Consider the following 22,684-nt stretch of genomic DNA (forward strand, 5'->3'; position numbering starts at 1 on the left):
GCCCGGCCTCAGCCGATCTCGGCCAGGTACCCGCCGACCAGCTCCGGAGTGGCCAGCCAGGCGGCGTAATCGGCGGGCTCGGCGTAGGTGTTCGCCAGCCGCCTGGCCACCGCCTCGTGCTCGGCGGCGGCGGCGAACACCGCCTGGAGGTGGTCCGGCATCGTCAGCAGCGCCGCCGTCAGCGCCACCCCGTGCCGGGCGTGCCGCTCCCAGAACTCCTCGAAGACCTCGCTCATCCACGCCGCGGTGAACGGCCCGTCCCCGCGCTCGACGATCGCCCGCAGGTACGCGTCCGCCGCCCGCGCCGCGCTGTTGGCGCCCTGCCCGGTGATGGGATCGTTCACCACCACCGCGTCCCCGATCCCCCACACGGCCACCCCGTCACCGAGGTCCGCCACCGGCCGCCGCACCACCGGGGTGAGCGCGCCGTACAGCGAGCCGCCGGGGTCGGTGGGCTCGGCGGCGGTCCACAGCTCCGCCTCCCAGGGCAGGTACTCCCCCATCAGCTCCCGCATCCTGCCTAGCTGTTCGACACCGTCCGGCCGGTCGCCGAAACAGTCGAACGGGCTGCCCGGCAGCGCCTCCCACAGCAGGATGTCGCACGGCCCCGACAGCGTCAGCGCCGGCTGAAGGTACAACTCCCCCACCCCGGGCACCGCGTGCATCCGCGCCCGCGGCCCGGCCGCCGGATCCGGCGCCCCCACCCCGTGCGCGTACACCGCCGCCAGCCGTCGCTGCGGCGCGTCGAACGGCGAACGGGCGTCGTCCCGTTCGAAGATCCCGGCCAGCTCGCCGCGCCCCGCCGCGACCACCGTCAGATCGTGCGCCGCCGCCACCTCCCGCAGCCCGGCGAGGTCCAGCTCCCGGTACTCCACCCGCCCGCCGCGCTCCTCCACCAGCTCCAGCCAGCGCGCCATCTTCACCCGCTGGTCCACCGACTGCGCCGGCTCGTCCAGCGTCATGGTGAACTCCATGGCCCGCAGCCCGGGTTCGGGCACCAGCACGGCATCCACCGACCGCACCCCGGGCGCCTGCCCCTCCCACAGATCCAGCCCCGCCGCCCGCTCCACCCGCAACGCCGGCCCGAACATCGCCTGCGTCGACATCACCCGCCCACCCCGCACCTGCGCCGGCGTCCGCGCCGCCACCACCGTCACCTCGTACCCACCCACCCCCAACAACCCCAACCCCACCTGCAACCCCGCCTGCCCCGCCCCCACCACCGCGATCCGCCGCACCACGACACACCGTCCCTTCCCACAGGTCTACATGACGTCCGATCAGTTCTACCTCTTCTCCCCGACCACCGGACCAGAACACCAGCGGCCCCACCGGAAACCGGTGGGGCCGCTGAGCTCCCCGACTACGGAATCGCGTCGGCCACCTTCAACGACGACCGCACGGTCACCATCGCGGGTCAGTGGCTCGGTATCAAGGACAACCGCACGGACGCGGGAGCTCCCGTCGCAAGGAGGACCTTCCCCGGCTCAGGGGGGTGGCCACTTCTCCGATGAGCTGGGGCGGGTGATGAGCTCGGCGGGGAGTTCGAGGCCGGTGGTGGGGGTGGGCTCGCCGCGGACCTGGGCGAGGAGGCGGGTGACGAGGGCGGTGGCGATGGGGCGCAGGGGGAGGCGCAGGGAGGTGAGGGGTGGGCGGAGGTGGCGGGCGAGGGGGGTGTCGTGGAAACCGGTGACGGCGAGGTCGCGGCCGATGTGCAGGCCCTCGGTGCGGGCGGCCTCGTAGATGTCGAGGGCGGCGAGGTCGTTGTCGGCGGCGAGGGCGGTGGGGCGGTCGGGGTCGCGCAGCAGGGAACGCAGCTCGCCGTCGGCGGGCGGCGGGACGAGGGTCAGGCCGAGGCGGACCGCCTCGCGGTGGAAGCCCTCGCGGCGGGCGGCCAGCCAGGGCAGCGGGCCGGTCCCGCCGACGTAGCCGACCCGGCGGTGGCCGCGTTCGGCGAGGTGGCGGGCGGCCTCGGCGGTGGCGGCGGCGTTGTCGATGTCGACCCAGTGCTGCGGCAGGCCCGGCCCGGTGCGGCCGAAGGCGGCGAAGGGGATGCCGAGGCGGGCGGCGTGCACGGCGCGCGGGTCGTCCGGCAGGACGTCGGCGAGGACGAGGCCGTCGACCTGGCGGGCCGCCGTCACGGCGTCGATCACCGCCCTCGCGTGCTGCTCCCCCGCCGCCGGGCGCAGGAGCAGCACGTGGTGGCCCTCGGCGCCGGCGGCGTCGACCAGGGCTTCGAGGAAGCCGGCCATCAGCGGGTTGGGGTCGTGCGGGTCGTCGACCGGGGCGAGGTAGCCGATGGTGCGGCGCTCGCCGGTGCGCAGCGAGCGGGCGGACTGGTCGGGCCGGTAGCCGAGCCGGTCGATGGCGGCGGCGACCCGGGCCAGGGTGTCGGGGTGGACGCGCTGCGGGGCGTTGAGCGTGTTGGAGACGGTCTGCCGGGACACCCCGGCCGCGCGCGCGACGTCCGCCACGGTGGTGGCGCGGCGGGCCGGGCGCGGTGCCGGGGTGGTCATCGGCTCTCCTCGGAGGGGAGGGGCGGGGCCTCAGACCCGGCGGAGGGTCAGCAGGCCGCCCCGGGGGACGTGGACGGTGGCCCCGCCGTCGAGGTCGACGGTCGAGGTGTCGACGGTCCGGCCGCGGGCGTCCTGGACGGTGGCCTCCGCGGTGCCGCGGCCGCCGACCAGGCGGACGTCCGGGTCGGCGTCGGCATTGGCGACCAGCAGGTTACGCCACGTGCCGCCGGCCGCGACCGGCAGCGCCGTGTAGCGGCCGACGATCACCTCGCCGTCGCCGACGGCCGTCACCAGCGGGTAGCCGAGGTCGGGCCGGGCCGGGCGCAGCGCGCCGAGCTGCAGGGTGTCGACGTGGGCGCGGGCGACGCCCAGCCAGAAGGCGAGCGCCTCCCGCTGCCCGGCGTTCTGCGCGGCGAGGTCGACGGAGATCTGCGGGACGCCGAACAGGACGTTGATCAGGTGGCAGGCGACCTGCTCGGCCGTCTCGGTGGGGTGCCACATCAGCATGTCGGAGTGGACCGCGAGCGGCCCGGCGACCAGCCGGGTGTCGACGATGCGCTGGCGGTTCTCGTGCGGGCTGAGCGGGCAGTCGGTGGCCCGGACCATGGTGGCGTAGGGCCACAGGCCAGGGCTGACGTAGGGCTGGCGGTGTTCGATCATCGCCTCGGGGCGGGCGGCGTCGACCCGGCGGCGGATCTCGCCGAGCAGCAGGCGCAGGCCCTCGTCGACGGTGGCGCAGTCGGCCTCGGGGCCGGGGGCCGGCGGGTCCTGGACGCCGAACCAGTCGACGAAGTCGACCTTCAGCCCGTCCATGCCCCACTCCTCGGCGGCGCGGGCGAGGCGGTCGGCGAGGTGGGCGCGGACCTGCGGGTAGCGGGGGTCGACGACGACGGCGCCGAGGTGGCCGACGTCGGCGAGTGCGTACTGGGAGAGGGTGTCCCAGGCGGCGCTGTCCTTGCCGATGAAGGGGAGCGCGTACCAGAGGAGGTAGCGCACGCCGAGGTCGTGGACGCGGGCGACGTGTGCGGCGGTGTCGGGCAGCGAGTGGGGTTCCCAGTCGCCGCAGTGGGCGTAGCCGCGGGTGCGGTCGGTGGTCATCCAGCCGTCGTCGACGATGATCGTGTCGAGGCCGAGGTCCTTTCCGAGGGCGGCCTGGCGCTCGACGGCCTCGGGGGTGATGTTCTGGTGCAGCGCGTACCAGGTGGAGTAGGCGGGGCGGCGCGCGGCGTCGGGGACGTGCGCCGGGCGGTCGGCACCGGCGGCCCACCAGTCGGCGAGGTCGGCGAGGCTGTGGGCGAAGTGCCGGCCGGAGGTGTCGATGCGGACGGTGAGGCTGTCGGCGGCCTGGACCCAGAAGCGGAACTCCCCGGTCTCCTCGACGACCCCGGCGCTCGCCCGGGCGTCCTCGCGGTCGGCGGCGAAGGCGCAGAGGGTGGTGTCGCCGACGCCGACCAGGGCGGCGACGGGGGCGCCGCGGGAGAGGGTGGTGCGGCGCGGGGCGCTCCAGGCGGCGGGCAGCCAGCCGGTGCCGCGCGGCTCGGGGGTCCAGAAGGAGGTGGCACCGGTGCAGGGGGTGCGCCACTCGATCCGGACCTCGCCGCCGCTCTCCCGCTCCTCGGCGGTGACCTCGGCGGTGACCTCGATGACCTCCTCGGTGATGGTGCGCACGCTCGCGGTGCCGGTGACCAGCAGTTCCAGCCGGCCGGCGGGGAGGCCGGGCACGGCGAGCGGACGCGGGCGACCGGTGGTGGCGGTGGCGTGCGGCTCCCAGATCTCCGCGGCCTCGGTGGTCTCGGTGGTCTCGGTGGCTTCCGTGGCCTCCGCGGCTTCGACGGCCTCGGTGCCCTCGGCGTTTTCCGTCATGGTTCGGTTCAGCCTTTCGTGGCGCCGGCCAGCAGGCCGGAGATGAACTGCCGCTGGAGGACCAGGAAGAGGACCATCATCGGCAGGGTGGACAGCGCGGTTCCGGCGAGGATCGGGCCGTAGTCGGTATTGGTCTTCATGCCCTGGAGGGTGGCGAGCGCGACCGGCATGGTGTGCATCTCGGGGCTGCGCAGGGCGATCAGCGGCCAGACGAAGTTGTTCCACGAGCCGAGGAACAGGAAGATCCCGAGCGCCGCGAGCACCGGCCGCATGACCGGTACCACGACCCCGAACAGCACCCGCAGTTCGCCGGCGCCGTCGACCCGGGCGGCGTCGAGGAGTTCGTCGGGCATGCTGGAGAGCGCCTGGCGCATCAGGAAGATGGCGAACGGTACGCACAGGCCGGGCAGGATCAGGGCCTGGTAGCTGTCGAGCAGGCCGAAGGACATCATCATCTTGAACAGCGGGACGAGCATCACCTGGTCCGGCACGACCAGGGTCGACAGCAGGACGGCGAAGAGCACCGTGCGGCCGCGGAACCGGAACTTGGCGAAGGCGTAGCCGGCGAGCAGCGCCACGACGAGCGCGCCGACGGTCTGGATCCCGGACACCAGCAGGGAGTTGAGCACGACCCGACCGAGGCCGACCCGGTCCTGGAGGTGGCGGAGGTTCTCGCCGAGGTGGGAGCCGGGCAGCAGGTGCGGCGGCCAGGAGAAGATCTCGTTGTCGGTGAGGGTGGCGGAGACCACCAGCCAGTAGAACGGGGCGATGGACAGGCCGGTGACGGCGGCCAGCACCAGGGTCACCGGCCAGCCGCGCAGCCGGCGTCGTCCCGGGCGGGCGGCGGACGCCGCCGGCACGGCGGGGACCGCGGGGGTGACAGGCGTGACGGGCGTCATTCGCGTTCTCCCATCAGGCGCATCTGCACCGCGCCGAGCACCGAGACGATCAGGGTGAGCGCGTAGGCGATGGCGGAGGCGTAGCCGAAGTCGAAGTAGCGGAAGCCGTTGTCGTAGAGGTACATCGACACGGTGAGGGTCGCGTTGTCGGGGCCGCCGCGGGTGAGGACGTACGGCTCGTCGAACAGTTGCAGGGTGCCGATGCTGGAGAGCACGACGGTGAACAGCACCACCGGCCGCAGCGCGGGCAGCGTGACGGAGAAGAAGCGGCGCACCGGGCCGGCACCGTCGACCATCGCGGCCTCGTACAGCTCGCGCGGGATGCCCTGCAGCCCGGCCAGGTAGATGACGGCGTTGTAGCCGGTGTAGTGCCAGGTCAGCACGAGGACGACGGCCATCTGCGCCCAGAAGCCGTTGCCGAACCAGTCGACGCCGGACAGGCCGATCGCTTCGAGCGCCTTGTTGACGGCGCCGTTCTCCTTGTTGAGCAGGAAGGAGAACAGGATGCCGGTGGCGACCAGGCCGGTGACGGTGGGCATGAAGATGCCGAGCCGCCACACCACGCGCCAGCGGACCAGGGCGGCGTTGAGGCCGACCGCCATCAGCAGGGCGAGCCCGAGCATCACCGGGACCTGCACGACGAGGATCCGGGCGGTGTTGCCGAGCGCCGTCCAGAACAGCGGATCGTCCAGCAGACGGCGGTAGTTGGCGAGTCCGGCGCCTTGGGTGGCGCTGCCGGAGCCGGTGGTCAGCGACAGCAGCAGCGAGGAGACGATGGGGTAGGCCTTGAAGGTCCCGAACAGCACCAGCGCCGGCGCGAGCAGCAGGTAGGGCACGGCCCGGCGGCGCAGCCGGGCGCGCCGGACCTGCTTGCTCGGCGCGGCCGGTCGGGCGGCCACCGAGGGGGCGGCGGCGGTCACTTGATCTTGCGCCCGGTCTGCTGGGCGAGCTGCTTGGCGGCCTCCTGGAGCGCGTCGGCCGGGTCGGCGCCCTTGGTCAGCACCTTGGCCTGGGCGTCGCTGACGAGCTTGAGCGCGCGGGCGAAGTCGCCGGAGTAGTTGGTGGCGTCGCCGCCCTCGGAGAGCAGCTCGGTGAAGGTCTTCAGGACCGGCTGGCCGCCGTAGTAGGCGCTCGGCTCGTTGTAGACCGGGTCCTGGTAGGCGGCGGTGAGCGCGGGGAAGACGCTGCCGGCCTTGAACATCGCGTTGACGGCGTCGGGCCGGGTGAGCGCGTACTCGACGAACTTCCAGGCGGCGGCGCGGCGCGGGCTGGAGGAGGCGACGGCGAGGTGGGTGGAGTTGACCAGGGCGGTGCGCTTGCCGCCGGGGGTGACGGCCGGCGGCCGGGTGAGCCGCCAGTTGCCGCTGAGCTCGGGGAACTTGGTCTCGATGAAGTGCGCCGCCCAGGAGGGCTGCGGGCCGGCGCCGAGCTTGCTGTCCTTGATCTGGGCGCGCCAGGCGGTGGCGCCGGGCGTCTCGATGAGCAGGCCGGCCTCGTCGAGGCGCTTGACCAGGGTGAGGGCGCGCACGCACTCGGGCGAGGTGAGGGTGATGTCGCCCTGGAGGTCGAAGAAGAAGGCGCCCTGCTGCTGCATGAGGGACTGCAGGAAGTCCGTGTCGGGGCCGGGGGTGCCGGTCTTGTTGATGCCGACCAGGCCTACGCCGGGGTTGGCCGCCTTGAACGCGCCGGCGGCGGCGACCACGTCGTCCCAGGTCGCGAAGGTGGTCGGGTCGAGCCCGGCCTTGTCGAACATGTCCTTGCGGTAGAAGAAGCCCTGGGCGTTGACCTCCCAGGGCAGGGCGCGGGCCCGTCCGGACTTGTCGGTGACGACCGGCCACAGGCCGGGGGCGAACTTGTCCTTGTGGGCGTCGGCGCCGAGGGCGGAGAGGTCGGCGAGGCCGTTGGGGAACTTCTCCAGGTAGCCGGGCAGGTAGTCGCAGCCGATGTGCAGGACGTCGGCGAGTCCCTGGCCGCCGGCGGCCAGGCCGACGGTGATCTTGTCCCAGATGGCCGGGTTGCCGACGTCCTGGACGTCGACCTTGATGCCGGGGTTGTCCTTCTCGAAGAGGGGGACCACGCCGCGCAGGGCGTCGGCCGCGCTGGTCCAGGACCAGACGGTGATCGTACCGGTGGCGGCGTCCCCGCCCGAGGAGCCGGTGCCGTTCGAGCCGCCACAGGCGGAGAGGGCTCCACCGGCGGACAGGGCCAGCAGGCCGGCGCCGGAGGCGCGCAGCAGTTCGCGACGGGTGAGGTGTGACATGGCAGGCCTTTCCGAGGGGGGTGAAGGGCGGGTGGAACAGGGTCTGGGAGGTGGTCCGCTCAGGCGGCGCGGACCTCCTGCCGGGCGCGGTCGAGCACCTCGGCGAGCGGCACGGCGGCGAGGGGGTCGGTGCTGGCGTGCGGCGACAGCCGGATCCAGCCGGCGCGCAGGGTGGTGGCCAGGCCGGCGGCGGCCAGCGCGGCGTGGACGGCGGCGGGGTCGACGCCGGGCAGCCGCAGGCGGCCGATGCCGCTGCCGGGCTCCCCCGGCCTCCCCGGCCCGCCGTCGGTCTCGGCGCCGACGGCGCGGGCGGCGTCGAGCAGCCCGCCGAGCACCTCGGCGATCCGGGCCTCGATCCGGTCGGCGCCGGTGTCCCGCACCAGGGCGAGCGCCGCGCCCAGTGCGGCGACGGCGGGCCCGTCCGGGTTGGTGAGGGTGTGGGCGACGGCGCCGGGCCGGGGCGGGCACGGGTGGGCGGGCGCCTCGATCGGGTCCTGGACGCCGGACCAGCCACCGAGGCCGGGCCCGAGCCGTCCGGCCACCCGGTCGCGCACCATCAGCACGGCCGCGCCCCAGCCCGCCCGCAGCCACTTCTGACCGCCGGCGGCGAGCACGTCGGCGGCGTCGGCGGCGATTTCGACGGCGCCGAGGGCCTGGACGGCGTCGACCACCAGGACCCGGTCCGGGCCGATCAGCTCCTTCAGCCCGGCCAGCGGCGCCCGGAAGCCGGTGGCGGCGTCCACGGCGCAGACGGCGACGGCGCGCACCCGGTCGTCGAGATGGGCGCGGACGGTGTCCACGGTGAGCGGTCCGTCGATCTGACGGACCTTCAAGCCCCGGTTCTCCTCGGCGCGCAGCCAGGGATAGAGGGCGCCGGGGAAGTCCGTCCGCGCCATCAGGACGGTGCCGTCCGCACGACCGGGCGACTGCGCGAAGGCGTGCGCCGCGGCGAAGAGCCCGTGCGAGGTGGAGCTCACGAAGGCGACCTCGTGCGGCGCGCAGCCGAGCAGCCCGCCCGCCGTCCGGGCGGCCTCGGCCGTCTGCGCGTCGAGCTCGTCGAGCGCGGACCAGCCGTGCCGGTGAAGCCGGTCGGCCTCGCGGACGAGCACCCGGCGGACCGGCTCCGACACCGGTCCGAACCGGGCAAAGTCCAAGTAACCGAACGGTTCGGCGAACTGCGTCAGGTAATCACGCATAGCGCACTCCCCCACCTTTGGGGCGATTTGAACGTTCAAATCACACATAAACAAACAGAAGTAATCAACATCGAACGAGCGGGAGCCAGCAAACGCTCTTGGTCGAGCCCACGTCAAGACCCCTGCGCCCACAATCGGCAGGTCGAGACCCTCTCGTTACCCGCCGCCGTCCCCTGGCGGGCAACCTCTTGCGCAATGCAATTTGACATTACTATTTTACTCATCGACGGGTTGAGCGAATCCACGCAGAGCCCGTCGTGCTCACCCAACTCCCGTGCGACCCAGCGGCCCTGGCGCTCCCCCACGCCCTCGGCCCGAACCGCGCCCGGCGTCGCGCACCCCCACTCCCACAGGAGAACTGGTGTCAGCCACCCCACGTCTGCGCACAGTCCTGCTCTCCGCGGCCCTCGCCGCCACCCTCGCGGCCCCGCTCCTCCAGAGCGCCCAGGCCGCCACGCCCGGCCCCGCGGCCCCGGCCGCCTCGGCGCCGGTCGCCTCCACGCCCTCCACCTTCGGCGAGACGACCCGGGCCCACCACCCGGCCGGCCCGGCGGGCGAGGTCGCCCACGGGACCGCCTCCACCGGTCTCCCCGGCCCGCAGGGCGCGCCGGAGAACGCGAACCGCCAGTCGATCGCGACCGCCGGGCAGCCGGTCGCCGACCCGGACGGTGCGCCGACCCCGACCGCCCCCGCCACCCTCACCGCCGCCACCGGCTGTGACCTGGCCGTCTTCAGCGCGCTCTCCCCCACCGCCCTCGCCGACTTCCTGAGCGACCCGGCGCACGGCTACGACAACTGTCTGCTCCCCCTGCTCGGCAGCTGGCGGCCCGAACTCGCCAAGGTTCTCACCCAGGACCACGTGCGCACCGTCGCCGACCGGATCACCTCCCTCGCGCCGGACTTCGACAGCGCCAACACCCACAACCAGCGCGGGCTCTGGTACTTCCTGCACGTCGCCGTCTACTTCGACTTCGATCACGAGGAGCTCGACTTCGGCGACGACACCACCAAGGCCGCGATCAAGAGCGCCACCGCCGCATACCTCGCCAACCCGCACGTCTTCGAGCCGACCGAGCACGCCGGCAACGCCATGGGCGAGGTGTTCCAGGCCAACAGCGGCCCGGGGCTGCGTTCCGGCCTCCTCCCGCTCGGTGAGCGGGTGATGCGCCAGTACGCCACCTCCGGCAGCCCGTACATCGGCAACCGCGGGTGGAACTGGGCCCTCCAGTCCGCGCTCACCATCAACTACCAGGGCATCCGCAACGTCGTCGAGGACAAAGGAAGGTTCCAGGAAGCCGTCGCCGACAACCCCTCCTACCGGCAGGCGATCCGGGCGTTCGCCGGCTACGGCCACCTCAAGGGCACCGGCACCGAGTGGGCCGCCGGCGACGCGATGCTGGAGTTCGCCCGCCTCGGAAGCATCCCGGCACTCCTGCCCGAGGTGAAGGCCGACGCCGGCGCGGTCCTCACCGCCACCCGCGACAACTTCGGCCGCCTGAGCCCCGCGTGGGTCAACGCCGCCGTCCCGGTCAACGACTTCGGCCTCTGCCAGGCGTACGACGCCTGCCGGGCCGACCTGATGCGGCAGTTCTTCCCGAACACCTACAGCTACGACAACGGCACGCTCGTCGTCCGCACCGCCCTCGACAAGGCCACCGCCGACCAGCTCTACTACGCCACCAAGCAGGTCAAGGCCCAGTTCTTCCGCACCATCGGCACCGACCAGCCGCTCGCCGACGACACCCACCCCACCCTCACGGTGCAGCTGTACGACACCAAGAGCAACTACAAACTGCTGCAGAACCTGCTCTTCGGCGTCGGGGACGTCGACAACGGCGGCATGTTCATCGAGGAGCAGTCCACCTTCTACACCTACCAGCGCCTCAGCACCGAGTCCTACTTCAGCCTGGAGGAGCTCTTCCGGCACGAGTACACCCACTACCTCAACGCCCGCTGGGCCATCCCCGAGAGCGGCTACACCAAGCGCTGGCCGGCCGACACCACCTTCGCCATGAACGAGGGCACCGCCGAGTACTTCGCCGGCGCCACCGCCAAGGACGGCGTCAAGGCCCGCAAGTGGATGCTCAAAGAGATCAGCTGGGAGAAGCGCGACGGAAAGCCGCGCATGACGGTCGATCAGATCGTGCACGCCACACGGGACGTGGGCTTCCGCGTGTACCCGTACGCGGCCGTCTTCTTCAACCTGCTCGGCGAGAAGCACCCCGAGCAGCTGGCCGAGATGTACCGCCTGCTGCGCGCGGACGACCTCGACGGCTACAACGCCTGGCGCGACCGGATCGGCCGGGACGCCGGACTCCAGCGCGAGTACGACGACTACCTGGACACCGAGATCCCGCGCGCCGATGACCTCTACGTCCCGGCCACCGACTTCACCCCCAACGGCCGGCTCCGCTTCGCCTACGCCTACGAGGTGCAGGACGCCTTCGCCCGCGCCACCCAGAACACCCCGGTCTGCAAGGACAACGCCGACTGGAACAACACCGTGCGCTTCACCTGCACCGGCCGGATCACCGCCAACCTGAACAACACCCTGGACGCCGGCCGGATCCGCGAGTCGATGGCCGACACCGTCGACTACTACCTGCTCACCCGCGCCGGCGAGGCCGCCAACAACCTCGCCGACATGAACTGCTGGTTCGGCAAGGTCGACATCTGGCCCACCGGCCAGGCCGGCAGCGCCGACTACACCTGTGAGGGCCCGCTCCGCCGCTGACCGTCCTCCCGCGGGAGGACCCGGACCAGGGACGGCCGGGTCCTCCCGCGGGGCGACACGTTGTGGATCCAGCCGCCGGGACCGAGGACCAGGAGTTCTCCCCCCGGCTACCCGGCCGCGGGGACCGCCTGGTGGATGGCGGCGATGGTCGCGGCGGCGTCGAAGCCGAGCACCCGGTCGGGGCGGCCGGAGAGCAGGCCGGCGTAGAGCGGGCGGTAGTGGGCCACCTTGCGCGGGGTGCGGCCGTCGTTGCCGAAGGTGGCGATCAACTCGCCGCCACGGGCGGCGAATCCGGTCATGGCCGTGTGGTCGATCCAGACCTCCACCCCGGAGCGGCCGAACACCAGGCTGCTCTCCTTGCTGCTGGACCCGGTCAGCCAGCTGCTGCGCAGCCGCGCCGTGCCCACCGCACCCCGCGAGCGGAACTCCACGGTGCACCAGGCGCTCGCGCCGCCGTCCGCCGGCCGGACGGAGGTGAGCGCGGTGAGGTCGTCGACGAAGCGGGTGATCATGCTCAGCTGGTTCACCCCCGAGTCCGTCCAGCTGGACCCGTACGACGCGAAGGCCGCGGGCAGCCGCTGGGCGTACGGGTCGTAGAACGCCGAGGTGATGCCCGTGACCGGCCCCCACTCGGGGTGCGCGGCGAGCAGCTCCGCCGCCCATTCCACCTCCGGCGAGAAGGCGAAGTGGTGGGCGGTGAACAGCCGGCGCCAGACGTCGGCCCTCCCGTCCAGCTCACGCAGCTCCGCGAGCGCGGCCGGATCGTGGACGATGGGCTTCTCCACCAGCACCGTGGCCGCGGAGCGCAGCAGCGCCTCGGTCACCAGCTCGGCGTGCGTCACCGTCGGGGTGGCGAGCACGATCAGGTCCGGCTCGTGCGCGCCGAGCGCCCGGGCGAGCCCGTCGTAGTGCGGCGGCGGCGCGGCACCCCGGAACCCGGACGGCCCGACCGGCCGCGGATCGACGGTGAACTCCAGCGTCACGTCGTCCCGTTCGGCCAGCACCGTGAGGTGGGTCTCGGCGATGATGCCGACCCCGACCAGTCCGACGCGCACCGGATCCGCCATCCGCTCCGTCCTCCTCAGCCGTTCTGTCCCGCTCAGTGGACCCTACCCCGGCCGCGTCAGGAGCCGGCGAGCGCATCCACCAGCTCCTGGAGCCGGGCGTCGTCGACGGGCGTGCGGTGGGCGAGCTTGTTGCGTGCCTGCCGGAGCGTGCGCAGCCGGCCGAACTGCTCGTCGGTCAGGGTGATGTCCCGCTGCACCGCCGCGTGGTAGAGCTCGCCCAGCTCCAGGGAGGCCGCGTCCGGCGGTGCGCCCCTGGTGTCGCGCGGGGACTGCCGGGCGTAGGTGTCGACGAGCCGGGCGACGCCGCGCACCGCTATCCGCGGGAGGAGTTCGACGAAGCCGAGGCGGGCGTCGTCGATGAGCGGCAGGAGGACACGGTTCTGGGCCTGCCAGACCAGCTTGTCGAGCTCCGCGCCACCGGAGCCCCGCACACCGGAGCCGAGGCTGTGCCGGACCTGCCCCTCCCAGCTGTCCACCAGCCCCGCCGACCACGCCTCGCGCAGACCGTTCTCGGGCAGCGGTGCGTACGCCGCGGCGGGCGTGCCCCGCCCCTGGGAGCCCGGCTCGACGGCCCCGTCCGTGGGCCGGCACTCGCGCAGGGCGGACGCCAGGTCGCCGGTCCTGCCGCTCCAGGCCCTGGCCAGTTCCACCGCGAGTCCCAGATCGGGCCCGGCCGTCTGGACCACGGTCTCGCGGCGCAGGGCGTGCCGGATGAGCTTGGTCGGCGTCATGCGGCTGTGGGCGTGTCCGGAGGCCGGGTGCGGCATCGCGTCGGCCACCACGGTGGCCGTGTCGAGGTGGCTCCAGACCCCCCACCACCAGTGCGGCCGCGACACCGTCGCGTCGAGCAGCCCCACGGTGTCCTCCTCCAGGTCCTGCAGCCGGGAGGCCACCAGCAGCCGCGGACGGTCACTCGGCTTGAGGCCGGCCTCCTTCACGGCGGCCTGGAAGCGACGCACCAGCCGGGACACCGCGTACGGGTCCGCCTCCGTCCAGGCCCGCACGACGAGCACGGGCGCACCGCCGTCCGCGCCGCCGACCAGCTCGGAGACCAGGTCCCCGTCCAGACCGAGACTGCGGGCCAGCCGGGCGGCGACGTCGGTGTCCCGGTCGCCGGTGTCCCGATCGTCGGAGAGCCCGGCGTCGGGGATCGGGTCGCCGAGGACCGGCTCCTCGACGACGGGTGCGGGCGACAGACCCCCGGGCGCCTGGACACCCGTACCCGCGAAGACGCCGAACGGGTCCCAGCCCCCGAAGCCGTCGTCGATGTCGAGGGTGTCCTCGGACGAGTGGGCGGCCCACTCGCCCCCGCCGCCGTCCGGCTCCCAGGGATCCCGGGCGTGCGGCACCGCCGCGACCGGGGCCGGGCGCGGAGCCGTCCCCTTGCCCGGCGCCTCCACGGCGTGGTCCAGCCCGTGGACCACCTGCTCCACGGCCCGGTCGGCGCGCTCCGACTCCACCTCGGCGTCCGGGAACAGCCAGACGCAGCTCAGCCCGGCCCGCAGGTCGGCGAGCACCCTGGCGCAGTGGCGCCGTGCACCCGGCAGGTACCGGACCGCCTCCGGGGACAGCCCGCCGGCCGGATCGAGGAGCTCGGTCACGCCGACCCGCCCTGCGCACCCGCCACGGTCCTGAGCGCGCGGAAGGTGACGCTGTCCACGGTGAGGACCTCACCGTCGTCGTCGAGGACCCCGAGCGCCTCCAGGTCCGCCAGCAGTGCCTCGGCCTCGTCCAGGTCGTCGTCGAGCACGACGGCCAGGTCCTGCGGGATGGCGTGGACCCGGCCCTGCCGGTGCTCCTCCGGGCTGAACAGGTCGGCCCAGCCGGCCAGCTGCTCGACGTGGCGGTCGGAGAGGCCGACCCGCCGCAGGTGGTCACGGGCGAACTCCGGGTCGTCCGCCCGGGCCCGCACCAGGTCGAAGAGCCGCTCCCGGGGAGCGCCCTGGAGGTACTGGGCGATGGCCCACTCGACGAAGCCGGGCCAGCCGCCGGTCACCTCGATCAGGTTGCGCCGCTCCGGGGCCGAGACGAACGGCAGCTCCGGCCAGGCCCGCAGGCTGGTCGTGTTCCAGCGCCGCGGCTGCACCCGGGACACCTCCGGGAAGTCGGAGTGCAGCGCGGTCAACGGGTCGACGACGACCAGCGCGCGCCGGCGCGGGATCTCCTTGCCGTCCTCCTCCGACGCCGAGGTGTACTTGGCGAGTCGCTCGACGTCGGCCCGCACCTGCGCGACGGGGACGCCGCGCAGGTCGACGAAGAGCAGGTGCGGCGAGCGTTCCCGGGCCCACCTGGTGACCGCCTGGGTCAGTTCCGCGGACGCCACGGGCACCACCTGGCACGCGCGTCCGACGTGCTGCCCTGCGGCCTTGGCCAGGAAGTCGGCGCCGAGCGCCGCGGTGGCCGTGACCATCCCGGTGCGCCGGGAGAGCACGGCGTGCCACTGCTCGTCCGTCAGCGGGCTCATCCGCAGGATCTGCCGGCGGTCGCGGTCGCGGCCGATGGACCGGCGGGCGACGCGCGGGTTGTAGTCGTACTTCTGGGTGAACTCGCTGGTGTGCAGCTCCGCCTCCAGCTCGTCACGGGTGCCGAGCATGTTGACGAGGTTCGGGCTGCGCATGACGAAGCTGTTGCTCCGGCCCGGGAGCGGGAGGACCAGTCCGAGGCCCTCCATCTCCACCAGGTCGGTGCGGACCTCGTCCACGCCGTTCTGCTCCGGGAACCCGTCCGGCCAGACCCGGTGCGCCTCCTCCTGCAGCTCCTGCGGCGTGTAGCCGCGGGCGTAGCCGTCCGTGAGGCTGCGCAGGGCCAGGATCAGCGTCAGGACCCGGTACCGGTCCTCCAGGTCGATGGTCAGCCGGAGCCGGTCCCGGATCTTGTCCCGGATGCCCCCGTTCTCGACGACCTTCTGCACGTCGGCGTTGGTGATCCGGGGGCGCCCGCCCTCCGGGGACAGGGCGCGGCCCTGCATCTCCTCGACCAGGCCCTCGCAGACGATCTGGACGAGGTTGGCCTGGTTGTTGGTCAGGGCCAGGATGCTCCAGACCAGGTCGGGGTTCTCGAAGAAGAGTCCGGCGGCGGCCAGCGGCTCGACGACCAGGTCGATCGCGGCCTTCGCCCGCAGCGGACCGACCAGGACCGGTTCGCCGCCGTGCCCGGTGATGGAGTTGGTGAGCCGGTTGTAGCGCTGCACCTGGTGCAGACCCGCGAACACGACCTTGAAGCGGCGTTCGGTGTCGGCCATCAGCTTCATCAGGCCGGTGAGGGTCCGGAAGGTCGACTGCGCGCCCGCCGTCGCCGTCTCGACCGGCCGGGCGTCCGCGTTGAGGAACGCGTCCGCCTCGTCGGCGAGGAAGAGGATGCGGCGCTCCTCGCTCTCGTTCAGCCACTGCTGGACGAGGTCGCCGATGGCCGTGGCGTTGGCGTGCTCCGAGACTCTGCGGTCGAGCACCCCGGCGGCCTTCAGCTGCTGGGCCAGCACGCTCCAGATCTCCTGCGGGAGGCGGCTGAGCCCGATCTCGGCGAACCGCAGGTCGGTGTAGACCGCGACCTGGTTGCCGCCGTGCCCGGCGCGGAAGCTGTCGGCCACCTGCTGGAGCAGCGAGGACTTGCCCAGCTGCCGCCCGCCGTAGAGGAAGAGGCCGCCCTCGCGGGCCATGATCGTGTGCTTCTCGTGGTCGCGGCCCTTGAACACCTCGGCGGCGACCTGACCGGCCTGGAACGGCTCGTACGGCCGGTACGCGGCCCAGGGCAGCGTCACCCGCTGCACCGCGCGGAAGGAGCGGGCCTCGCCGGCGGCGATCCAGCCGAACACCGCCGGGTCGACGACGATCGCCTGCTGCGGCTTCTGGTGGGAGGCCTGGGCGAGCCGCCGGCGCCCGCCGATGCCGAGCGGCTGCAGGTAGAGGATGATGTTGGCCCCGAGCGCGGACTCGGGCAGATGACGCATCAGGGCGTCGGGCCCGACCTCCTCGGTGCCGACGATGAGGACCCGGTAGACGCCCTTGGCCCGGGAGCCGATCCGGGACACGTAGCCCGGGACGTTGTCGCTGATCTCCGCGGTGATCGAGAGCGTCATCACCTGCCAGTCCTTGCGGTCCTGGTCCACCAGCCGGACCGGGCCCTTGACGCTCAGACCGAGCATCCGCAGCACGCTGGGGACGTGCTTCTGGAAGGAGTTGCGGCGCTCGTTCAGCCGCCCGAGCGACTCCCAGGCCTGCAGGGCGACCGTGACCGCGTCGGTCTCCGCCTGCCCGGAGCGCCCGCGCGCGTAGTGGTCGAACCACCAGCGGGCGTCGGCGCCGGTGCTGCCGGCCCTGGGCGAGTCCGGGTGGCCCACGCCCTCCAGGAAGGCCGCCAGCTCGGTGCCGGTCTCGACGACCTGCTCCGGTATGCGGTCGCCCTTGCGGGCGAAGGAGAGCAGTTCCTCGGCGGTGGCGACGTCGCCGCGGTCGATCAGGGCGCTGACCCGGTCGAGGTCCGCCCCTTCGAGCTTCAGGTCGACCAGCTGCTCGCGCAGCTGGTCGGTCTTCTCCAGCATCCGGTCGTCCAGCCGGGAGACGAAGCCCCGCACCCGCTCCAGCAGCGGACGGAACCGCAGGCTGCGCTCCGAGGTCTTGAGGTCGAGCAGCTGGGCCGCCAGCTCGTTCTCCTGCCCGGGGGTGAGCAGGTTCTGCAGGCGGACCCGGGCGAAGAGGTTGTCGGCCTGGCGCAGGGCCGTACCGGTCCTCTCGCGCCACTGCGCCTCGGCGTCACCGAGCCTGCGCCGCCACACCTCCAGCTGGTTCGCCTCGGGTCCGGTGGCGGCGGCCGGCCGGCCCGCCGCCAGGTCGAGGAGCCGCCCGGCGATGTGCAGGTCACCGCGGTCGAGGTGGGCGGCGAAGGCCTTCGCCGGGTCGGCCGGCCGCAGGAGCTCCAGCAGGGCGTCCAGGGCGTCCGGAGCCGCGAGGTCCGGCGTGTCCTGGCCGTCGGCGGTCGCCGTCCAGGCCAGGCCCGGCAGCACGAGCAGCGGGTCGGTGCCGGGCGGACCGGCCGGGGCCCTCGAAACGCCCAGGGCGACTCCGTCGTCGATCCAGTCCAGCAGCAGCCGGACCGCTTCGCCGCCGGGACCCGGCAGCAGTGCCGCCTGGCGCGCCGCCCGCCGCGCGGCGACCAGCTCGCTCCCGAGTCGCCGGCTGTCGCCGCGCGGCGGCAGCTCGGCGACCTGGACCGCCTCGCGCAGCAGCGTCATCACCTCACCGATGCGCCCGCGCAGTTGGTCCAGGGCGGTGGCGATGATCTTGGTCTTGCGCTGGTTGGGCGAGCTGACCCGGCGCGTGGTCTCCCGGATGATCCGGTCGATCGCGTCGTCCTCGCCGTAGGTGTCCTCCAGGTCCTGACGCAGCTGTTCGGCGGTGGCACCGCCCACCGACCAGGCCACGATCAGGTTGAGGCTGTGCCCGAGTTCCGCGTCGTCCTTGAGCAGGGTCTGCAGCACCCGGGAGGCGAGCTGATAGGCCGTCTTGCTCGTTCCCAGACGGGCCTTGAGGGCCTCCGCCCGGTCCCGCAGGTCCGCCGGGTCGACGGTGTCGTCCTGTCCGAGCCCGGCCTCGTCGCCCGGCTGGAAGGGCACCCCCTTGCGGATCTCCAGCGCCAGCGTGCGGAAGAGCTCGTTCCAGACCTCGGGCAGGCCGGGGAGCTGTGCGAAGTCGTTGACGATCGGCAGCGCCCAGCCCGCCTGCAGTCCGCTGCGCACCGCGGCGGCCAGGGCGATGAGGTAGCCGTCCCGGTCCTCGGCGGTCGGCAGCGCCCGGTCCTCGACGCTGACCTGCAGGGTGATCGCCGCCTGCTGCCCGGGGGCCAGCCCGAACGCCGAGGTGGCGAAGGCCAGCGACCGGCACCGCTCCCCGCGGTCCCCGGCGGCCCGGGTCAGCCAGTACGCCTCGGCCAGCCGGCCGTCGGCGATCAGCTGCTCGACCGGGGAGGGGGCCTCGCCGGTCCGCGTCCAGACGTCGGTCGGTTCGGCGGCCGGCTGTTCGACGGCCACCGGTGCGTCGACCGGCTCGACCGGCTCGGCGGGCTTCGGCGCGGCCTCGGCCGACGGCTGCTTCGGGTGGGCGATCAGGTGCGCGGTCGGGTGGGCGGTACGCGTTTCCACCGACTGCCGCGGCACGCCCACGGCGGTGGCGGGCCCGGTCCGGCCGGGCCGCTCCTCCGCGGCCGGCTCCGCCGGTACGGCCTCCTCCTCGGAGCCCGGCGCGTCGACGGTGTCGGCGATGTCGGCGGGCTGCTCGGGGGCCTCGGGCGCGGTCTCCGGCTGCGGTGCCTCCCGCTCGGCCTCGGCCGGGACGGCACCCTCGGCCGCCGGGACCGGCAGCTCCTCGTCCACGACGTCGCCCGTGCCGTCGCCCGTGCCGTCGCCCGTGGCCTCGGCCGTGACGTCGGCCGTGACGTCGGCCGTGACCTCGCCCGCCGCAGCCGGCCCGGCGGGCTCCTCCGGGCGGACGGTGTCGACCGGGCCGCTCACCGGCCGCCCGCCCTTGAGCGACCGCAGCTCCCGGAGCCGGGCGCTCTTCGCCTCGACCTCCGCCTGCAGCGCACTGTGCACGGCCGGATAGCTCACCATCGCGGCCACCATGGCGGCGAGCTTCTCCAGCTCGGCCTCCGTGTTCGCGATCTCCTCGTCGGCCTTCGCCGCGCGGACGTCCGCCAGGATCCGGTCGAGGTCGTCATGGGTCTGCGTGGACGCCCACCGCACGTCACCGCCGAGGCCGAGCGCCAGTTCGGCCGTGGCGGCCCGCTGGTCGAACCAGGCGTCCACGGCCGCGGCCAGACCGGCGTCCCGCCGCCCCACGCCGCCGCGGACGTCCACCGCCAAGCGCTCCAGCCGACCGGCCAGCTCCTCGCCCTCCCCGCGCAGACGGCGCGCAGCGGCTTCGAGCTGCTCCGCCAGGTCGTCAGACACCGAGTTCTCCCTGTCCGCGGCTGCGGGTCGTGTGCTGTGCTGGTCGCCGTCCGGGGCCTCCGGCGCGGTCGTGCCGGAGGCGCGCTCCGTTCTGCTCGCACGGCGGCGAGGCCTCGGCTCGGGCCAGTCCGCCGGGGTCGCGGCGGCCTCCCAGAGGGTGTCCCAGTGCTCCAGGACCTGGCCGCGTTCGGGGGCTTCCTGGTCGGTCAGCGGATACCAGTGGAGTGCGAGACAGGCCAGCGACGGCGGCAGGTTCGTCAGCGCCGACCTCAGGCACTCGGCGTCCGCACCCCGGAGACCCTGTTTCACGAAGCCGTTCTGACGTGCCACCTGGTCGGCCGCCTCGCGCCCGACCTCGGCGATGTGCAGCAGCAGGTCGGCGGGAGCCTTGGCGACCCAGGCGCGCATGCCCGCGGCACTCGCTCGGACCTGCCGGGTCGACTCGCCCTTGTAGCTGAAGGTCCGGCCGTGCGCGACGGCGAGGAAGGCGAGAAGTTGTTGCAGGGTGTCCGGTGGCTGTTGGGAGAGCCACCGGCGGAGTTCAGGAGCTGACGACACGCCGCCCATCTTCACACGGTTCCGAAGCCCTCCGCAGCGGAATCGACCAGTACAACGGGCATCTCCCGGCTTTCAAACATCGGAATTGACACGAGATCGTACAGAGCTTGACAGCGGGTCGGCCGAGTGTCGGAGCGGAGCTTCGGTGCTTGGGCTCCGCGATGTGCCCAGGGGCCGGAGCGCCAGGGAAATATTGGTCTACTCCAATTCTGTCCGGAATACGTCGTCACAACGGGCGCCGGTGTGCCGTTCACTGTTGCACCCGAGCAGCCGGGTCCACTGGCCGCACGACTGGTCACTGTGGAGGCGGAATGCGAAGGGCCGTGCGCTGTCTGATCGTTGGGGTTGCAGCCGGAGTCGGTGCCGGGGTGCTGGCGGCCGTGCACGCCGGTGGACGGCTCCCCTTGCTGCCCGCCCTGTGTGTGGACGGGTTCGTCGTGGTCGGGTGGCTCTCGCTCGCCGCGCTGCTCCTCCCGCGGCGACGGCCCCCGATCGTCGCGGTGGACGAGGCCGTGGGGCGGCCGTTCCTCTCCGACCTGCCCCACCCGACGGAGAACGAGCCCCGCGCCATGGCGCCCTGGAGAGGACGCCACTGGCCCTGAGCTTGGGGTTGGGAACCGGCCGAGATCACTGCGCGCCCTTTCGGCGGCGGGGCGGCTCCTGTCACGATGACACGAGACCCCAGAGACGAGGGAGAGCCAAGGTGTCGACGGTGCGCGTGAGTTCAGCGGTCATGACCCACCCGGTACGCCTGGTCCAGGCCCGCGAACTGGCCGAGCGGCTCGGGCTGGACGGCCTGGCACTCGACCCGGAGCCGGACGGTCCGCCCTCGGCCATGCGGACGGCCATGGTCGCCTGGGCGGCGGCGGACTCCGCGGCGAGCCACCACCTCGTCGTCCAGGACGACGTGTCCGCCCCGGAGAACCTGGTGGCGCTCGTGGGCCGCGCGGCCGGCCGGTTCCCCGACGAGGCCCTGGTGTATTACACCAACTGGCACGCGCGCAACGGCGGAGCCTCCCGGCTCGCCGCGCTCGCCGGCGCCGCCTGGGTACGGGCCGTGCCCGACGAGTTCACGCCGTCGCTCGCGGTCTGTCTGCCGCTCGGCACCGCGGACGACTTCCGCGCGTTCGCCGCCGGCAGCGACGAGCGCCACGACGACGAGCTCTTCTCCGTCTTCTTCCGCGCCCGCGGCCGGATGAGCCTGATCGCGGTGCCCAACGTGGTGGAGCACATCGGCACCAGCAGCATCAACGGCCATGCCACGCAGGGGATCCGGCTCGCCGTCTGCCCCACCGACGCCGCCGACGCCGAGCCGCTGCTGGCGCGCGGCCGGGTCCTGGAGGAGCCGGGGTGGATCCCGTACATGCGCTACGGCGAGGGCTACATCCGGCTCGTGGGCCAGGAGAACGGCCCGGACGGCGGGCGCGGCCACCACCGCTGGCTCGACGCCCTGCCGATGACCGGCCTCACCGAGCGCGCGGTGCGCGAGGCGGTGGCCGAGGGCATGCCGGCGGACCTGGCGTCGCAGGTGGCCGAGCGGTTCGGCCGGGCATTCGCCGAGGAACTGTGGATCCACTGCCTGCTGCTCGGCCGGCAGGCGGCCGAAGCCGCCCGCCGGCTGGGCGACCCCGGCAGCCCCGGCGAGGTACCGCCGGCCGCCCTCGCCCGGCTGCGGGACGCGGCGGTGTCCACCGCCGGTCCCGCCGGGCTGCCGCCCGAGCGCCGCCCGGAGGCCGGTCCGGACGAGGTGCGTCTGATGTCCGCCTTCGCCTGGACCGCCGTCAGGGCCGGGGAGCAGTGGTCTCCGGCGTGAGGCCTCGGACGTGAGCTCCCCGACGGCCTACGCGGAGGTCCCCGCAGCCGCCTCCGCGGCGGCCTCCGAGGTGACCGGGTGGGTGATCCACACCGCGGGCTCCCAGTACGAGCCGAGGTCACGCTCGCGCTCGATCCGCAGGGTGGCGAGTCCGCTCGGGAACACGTAGTCGCCGTCCTCCGGGTAGTCGATGCCGGTCCAGCGCTCCCATTCGGCCACCGTGCCGGTGATCCGCGAGGAGCGCTCCGAGGCCCCGGCGATCGCGCCGCCGGCCTTCACCTGGGTGCGGATCCAGGGGTCGAACGGGGCGCCGTCCGCGCGCCGCCAGGTCGCGTACCGCTCGATCGGCACCAGCGGGTAGCGGTCCTTCCAGGTGGGCCGCACCGGCACCAGCACCGTCTCCAGCCCGGCCCGCCGCGCCACCTGGCGCATCCCGTCCAGCAGCACGCTGGAGAAACCCCTGCGCTGGTAGTCCTCCGCGACCTCGATGCCCAGCGCGACCAGGGCGCCGGCCGGCCGGTCCGCCGCACGGTCGGCGAACGCCCGGGCGATGGAGTCGTCCAGTCCGGGGCCGAGGTCGGCGGCCGTGCCGTCCCAGGTCCGCGGCAGCGAGCGTCCGGCGCCCGCCACCACCTCGCGCTCGTCGTCGTACAGGACGAACTGGTAGTCGGCGAAGTCCTCGAACAGCCGGTCCCAGTAGCCGTCGTTGACGTCGCCGTGCAGGTTGTACTCGGGCACGATGCCGGCGAACCGTTCCGGCATGCGGTCCCACAGCTCGGGCTTCTCCGCGTGGGTCACCACGATCAGGGCCATCGGTCCGTCCTCCTCTTCCTGTTCT

At 73.5% G+C, this 22,684-nt stretch carries 14 protein-coding genes; 3 read left to right on the plus strand and 11 right to left on the minus strand.

Features of this window, described 5'->3' with window-relative positions:
- Positions 1 to 8: 8 nt before the first annotated feature.
- The 7 genes from ABZW10_RS21100 to ABZW10_RS21130 form a co-directional block, all read right to left on the minus strand.
- Positions 9 to 1,106: a styrene monooxygenase/indole monooxygenase family protein gene (locus tag ABZW10_RS21100; protein WP_355367943.1), complete on the minus strand. Its 1,098-nt coding sequence runs from the start codon at positions 1,104 to 1,106 to the stop codon at positions 9 to 11.
- 381 nt (positions 1,107 to 1,487) lie between these two features.
- Complete coding sequence (locus ABZW10_RS21105) at positions 1,488 to 2,516, minus strand: LacI family DNA-binding transcriptional regulator (protein ID WP_355367946.1); 1,029 nt, start codon at positions 2,514 to 2,516, stop codon at positions 1,488 to 1,490.
- A 30-nt stretch (positions 2,517 to 2,546) separates the two neighbouring features.
- Positions 2,547 to 4,379, minus strand: coding sequence for a glycoside hydrolase family 36 protein (locus ABZW10_RS21110; RefSeq protein ID WP_355367949.1), 1,833 nt, complete (start codon positions 4,377 to 4,379; stop codon positions 2,547 to 2,549).
- An 8-nt stretch (positions 4,380 to 4,387) separates the two neighbouring features.
- Positions 4,388 to 5,278 (minus strand): carbohydrate ABC transporter permease, encoded by an 891-nt coding sequence (locus tag ABZW10_RS21115; protein WP_355367952.1) that lies wholly within the window; start codon positions 5,276 to 5,278, stop codon positions 4,388 to 4,390.
- Positions 5,275 to 6,198, minus strand: a complete 924-nt coding sequence (locus ABZW10_RS21120) for a sugar ABC transporter permease (protein WP_355367955.1) — start codon at positions 6,196 to 6,198, stop codon at positions 5,275 to 5,277. Before ABZW10_RS21120 ends, ABZW10_RS21115 begins: the two co-directional genes overlap by 4 nt.
- Positions 6,195 to 7,538, minus strand: a complete 1,344-nt coding sequence (locus ABZW10_RS21125; RefSeq protein ID WP_355367958.1) for an extracellular solute-binding protein — start codon at positions 7,536 to 7,538, stop codon at positions 6,195 to 6,197. Before ABZW10_RS21125 ends, ABZW10_RS21120 begins: the two co-directional genes overlap by 4 nt.
- Positions 7,539 to 7,597: 59 nt before the next feature.
- Positions 7,598 to 8,734, minus strand: coding sequence for an aminotransferase class V-fold PLP-dependent enzyme (locus ABZW10_RS21130; protein WP_355367961.1), 1,137 nt, complete (start codon positions 8,732 to 8,734; stop codon positions 7,598 to 7,600).
- 361 nt (positions 8,735 to 9,095) lie between these two features.
- Between ABZW10_RS21130 and ABZW10_RS21135 the strand changes: the two genes are divergently transcribed.
- Entirely contained in the window at positions 9,096 to 11,468 is a 2,373-nt protein-coding gene (locus ABZW10_RS21135) for a collagenase (protein ID WP_355367964.1), read from the plus strand.
- A gap of 107 nt (positions 11,469 to 11,575) precedes the next feature.
- On the opposite strand, the gene ABZW10_RS21140 is transcribed toward ABZW10_RS21135, so the two are convergent.
- The 3 genes from ABZW10_RS21140 to ABZW10_RS21150 are packed head-to-tail and all read right to left on the minus strand — an operon-like array spanning position 11,576 to position 20,033.
- Positions 11,576 to 12,535 (minus strand): Gfo/Idh/MocA family oxidoreductase, encoded by a 960-nt coding sequence (locus tag ABZW10_RS21140; protein WP_355367967.1) that lies wholly within the window; start codon positions 12,533 to 12,535, stop codon positions 11,576 to 11,578.
- Between the two features lie 56 nt (positions 12,536 to 12,591).
- On the minus strand, positions 12,592 to 14,136 hold the full coding sequence (locus ABZW10_RS21145; protein ID WP_355367970.1) for a hypothetical protein: 1,545 nt from the start codon (positions 14,134 to 14,136) through the stop codon (positions 12,592 to 12,594).
- Positions 14,133 to 20,033: a hypothetical protein gene (locus ABZW10_RS21150; RefSeq protein WP_355367973.1), complete on the minus strand. Its 5,901-nt coding sequence runs from the start codon at positions 20,031 to 20,033 to the stop codon at positions 14,133 to 14,135. Before ABZW10_RS21150 ends, ABZW10_RS21145 begins: the two co-directional genes overlap by 4 nt.
- A gap of 404 nt (positions 20,034 to 20,437) precedes the next feature.
- On the opposite strand from ABZW10_RS21150, the gene ABZW10_RS21155 reads away from it, so the two are divergent.
- Positions 20,438 to 20,635: a hypothetical protein gene (locus ABZW10_RS21155; protein WP_355367976.1), complete on the plus strand. Its 198-nt coding sequence runs from the start codon at positions 20,438 to 20,440 to the stop codon at positions 20,633 to 20,635.
- 116 nt (positions 20,636 to 20,751) lie between these two features.
- Complete coding sequence (locus ABZW10_RS21160) at positions 20,752 to 21,846, plus strand: hypothetical protein (RefSeq protein ID WP_355367979.1); 1,095 nt, start codon at positions 20,752 to 20,754, stop codon at positions 21,844 to 21,846.
- A gap of 27 nt (positions 21,847 to 21,873) precedes the next feature.
- Here the strand turns inward: ABZW10_RS21160 and ABZW10_RS21165 are convergent, their stop codons facing one another.
- Positions 21,874 to 22,659: an N-acetyltransferase gene (locus tag ABZW10_RS21165; RefSeq protein ID WP_355367982.1), complete on the minus strand. Its 786-nt coding sequence runs from the start codon at positions 22,657 to 22,659 to the stop codon at positions 21,874 to 21,876.
- Between the last annotated feature and the right edge of the window lie 25 nt (positions 22,660 to 22,684).

The sequence above is a fragment of the Kitasatospora sp. NPDC004723 genome (assembly GCF_040609255.1).
Lineage (GTDB): Bacteria > Actinomycetota > Actinomycetes > Streptomycetales > Streptomycetaceae > Kitasatospora.